The following is a 3202-nucleotide window of genomic DNA, read 5'->3' as shown; positions in this document are numbered from 1 at the left end:
TTCGAACAATAACCCATCACACTTTACATAGACATGTAACAAGTGAACATGGCTATAGGAGTATCAAGTTTAAAACCAATAGTCGATTAGAGGGGAATGAAGGATGCATATGGATGCCACTTGAAAGTTAAAATGCAAGCTATAGGAGATGAATTTGCAGCTGTAACTGAACTCGCCATAGGTCAAACAATGGAAAAAGTTCCGATAGCAATAATTAGAGGGTACAATTGGACTCTAAATGAAGAGGGATCTGCAAATTATCTAAGCTTGATAAAGGTTGGATATGAATACATGTTCAATGGTGTCCCTAATTCCAGAGAAGCCTGGATTAGCTGAAATGGAAACCTACCTAAGTGAGTTTAAATCGGTTAAACAAAATTCCCCTTTCCACAACTAGATATGGAGAAGAACTCTAACCTTAGCATAGGCTTAAAGTAAATCCTCTTTCAAGGGGCTAATTGAAGTTGGTGGCAAAGTTTGATGATACCTTTAATCATAAAATTTATAATGATGATGCGCATACCTATAATGGGAATATATGGAGAATAGGAATCCCATTTATAGATTCATAGAAAAGTATGGTAAAACGGATGTCAATGAGGATGCTAAAAGCGAAATGATAGAAGTTGTTCTTAATAACCCTAAGAGGATATTGTATATTCCGAAGGAGGAGTTTTTGAAGGTTTCAGAGAAGCAAGCCGAACTTGAATTGGAAGAAGATCTATATGGGTTACATGCTCGTGGAATTAAGAAGAAGTAGATATGAAGCTCATGCTTTGGGCGTTGTTGTTAGATTCTGAAGATATTGCGCCACTAGTTCGGCAAGTGTTGGAAGTATCTTCTCACGTATTATGCGTTGTCGTTCCTTGTCTATTAGGTTGTATGGAAGGATGATTTCTCTCTCCTTTTCCTTTCGAACGTAGTCTGAGGCGTAATATATTCCGCTAAACCCTACATTTTTCCTCCCACACCTTTCCACAGCGCGAACTATGTGAAATGCTTCGCAATCAACACCTGTGATACCCATACGAGTAACAATCCTTCTAAACGGTTTATAAACTTCCTCCAATATGCTGTTTACACATGTATGTATTCCTGAATTATAGTTTTTGTATATCTCAAGAAGTGGATTCCACGAATTTTTAGCAAAAATCACAGAATCTCCCTCTATTTTTGTGAAAAACATTGGAATAAACACCGACGCTTCACTTCCACTAAGATCTTCTGGCTCTCTACAGCTTCCTAAATTAGCTATATGGATTATAATGTTAGCTCCATCTTTAAAGAAACCTTCACATACTCTGCCTATTATACTCCCCCAATAACTATAATTGAAACCGAAAAATAGAATTCTATGTCCCAATTTATTTCCCAGAATAATCCAGCTAAACAATTGATCAGGAACTATGCGGATAACCTCTACTCCATATTTACGAAGGAAGGGGATTATATAGTAGCCAATAACAATAACATCATTCCTCTTTACAACTTTACACTTCCGAATCCCACTCCACAAATAAACCTTCTCTTCCGTTATAGGATAACGGAAAACTCTAAGAATTTTATCAGAAATACCACTCTTCTTCCTCTCCACATAATTCTTTATCAAACTTGCGATGTGTATAACATACTCCTTTCCTGGAAAAACAGATAATACGAAAAATTCCTCTGAATTTTTCCGCACTTTATAAAAATGGGGGTATCGTGATTTAAAACCTAATGGTTTTTCCATCTCTTGTTTTATTGGACCTACATCCTCTATTCTGTTCCATCCCAGCATTTCCCTGACGATGTCGATGTGTCCATCATATATTCCATGAATTTCTAGAACTATTTTATTTTCAATTATTTGATCGAGAACCGTAGATGAGACTTTATCATTTATATACTCATCAATAAGAGCCCCCATCGTATGCTCCAGAGAACTTACAAGTGGAATTTTACTCAAAGGGATTTCTTCCTTCTCTTCATACAATTCTCTAATACGTTCACGATTAAAGACATTTACCCCCATTTCCCCACATATTTCTTTAATGAGAAAATTTATGCTTTATTATACGTGTTTCACGTGAAACGACATCTCAACATACCTGTTAACAATAATGAAAGTCAAACGAAATAACCTATTAAATAGCAACGAAATCTACAGTTAACTTCATGATCTTCGCCGCCGCAACTTCTATTGGCTCTAGGTCCCTTTTAGGGTTCTAGCAGCTGTAAAAGCGAATATTATGTTATCCACTCTTCAAGATAATATCAAATTAATCATCATTTTAAGCAGATCACTTAGCTATACTATAATACTTGGAAAGTTTTTATGTTAAGTTTTCTAGTTAAAACTTGGGGGTTTATGTGGAGTTTAGCAGAGTAAGTAGGAAATTCTTGGTTAGTATCCCAGCAAAGGTGAGGAAGGCTTTGGGTTTAGAAGTAGGTGATATTCTTATGTGGGATGTGGAGGGGGATAAGGTTATCGTTAGGGTCATGAAGAAATCCGTTAAAGCTTTGCGGGGAAAGTATGATGACCCCTCACTTACCTATGATTCTGTGGAGGAAAAGGCTGATGAGCTTTTAATGAAGGAGGTTAAAAGATAGTATTTAAGCTTATTCCCCATCGTTTATGCAAATGAAAATGGTGTAATCGTAAGTTGTTATTCTATTATATGTTGTCATTTGATTATGTATTTAAGGAGGGCTGAATTAAAATGGGATTTTATTATCAAATATTATTGGAGGGAGGATATGAAGATTAAACAGGCCTTCGCCGATGTTAAGCTTAAATGTGGAGAGAGAACTGTTAAGCTTAGGTATCTTGTGGATACTGGTGCTAATAGGAAGTGATTTCAAGGAGAGTTGCAGATTATCTTGAAGCTTTCACCTCTCTAAGGAAACCCTATGAATTGAGGACTGCTGATAAGGAGGGTAAGCTGAGAATAATTGGATTCTGCAATCTTGATGTGGTATTTCAGGGTGTTGAGGTGCCTGGTGAATGTAGATTTGAAGTGGCGGAAAACTTGAGGGAAGATTTAGATTTAATAATTGAAAGGTCGGAAATAGATGCTTGGGATATCATTTTCACTTCATATGAGCCGAAGCCTAGGAAAGCCCCAATAGAATTTGAGATAATTTGATGTGGAAGAATTGCTCTTGTTTTTGTGTTTACCACAAGTATTTTTGGTTGATTTGCGAATTTCTTAAGTAGTTT

General features: G+C 36.4%; 5 protein-coding genes. 4 read left to right on the top strand and 1 reads right to left on the bottom strand.

Annotation, left to right across the window (positions count from 1 at the left end; all coding sequences use genetic code 11):
* Window positions 1–96: 96 nt before the first annotated feature.
* Together MRT15_RS10110 and MRT15_RS10105 are read left to right on the top strand one after the other, a co-directional pair.
* Window positions 97–336, top strand: a complete 240-nt coding sequence (locus tag MRT15_RS10110; RefSeq protein WP_304329973.1) for a hypothetical protein — start codon at window positions 97–99, stop codon at window positions 334–336.
* A gap of 202 nt (window positions 337–538) precedes the next feature.
* Window positions 539–760 (top strand): hypothetical protein, encoded by a 222-nt coding sequence (locus MRT15_RS10105; protein WP_304329972.1) that lies wholly within the window; start codon window positions 539–541, stop codon window positions 758–760.
* 9 nt (window positions 761–769) lie between these two features.
* Here MRT15_RS10105 and MRT15_RS10100 read toward each other — a convergent pair whose 3' ends face one another.
* On the bottom strand, window positions 770–2014 hold the full coding sequence (locus MRT15_RS10100) for a hypothetical protein (protein WP_304329971.1): 1245 nt from the start codon (window positions 2012–2014) through the stop codon (window positions 770–772).
* 338 nt (window positions 2015–2352) lie between these two features.
* Between MRT15_RS10100 and MRT15_RS10095 the strand changes: the two genes are divergently transcribed.
* The gene (locus MRT15_RS10095; protein WP_304329970.1) at window positions 2353–2592 is read left to right on the top strand and encodes an AbrB/MazE/SpoVT family DNA-binding domain-containing protein; all 240 of its coding nucleotides are present in this window, start codon (window positions 2353–2355) and stop codon (window positions 2590–2592) included.
* A 242-nt stretch (window positions 2593–2834) separates the two neighbouring features.
* Complete coding sequence (locus tag MRT15_RS10090; protein ID WP_304329969.1) at window positions 2835–3128, top strand: hypothetical protein; 294 nt, start codon at window positions 2835–2837, stop codon at window positions 3126–3128.
* Window positions 3129–3202: the final 74 nt, after the last annotated feature.

The sequence above is a fragment of the Candidatus Culexarchaeum yellowstonense genome, from assembly GCF_024707025.1.
GTDB lineage: Archaea > Thermoproteota > Methanomethylicia > Culexarchaeales > Culexarchaeaceae > Culexarchaeum.
The sequence above is the reverse complement of the archived record's forward strand: the minus strand, read 5'-3'. Positions and strand labels throughout refer to the sequence as shown.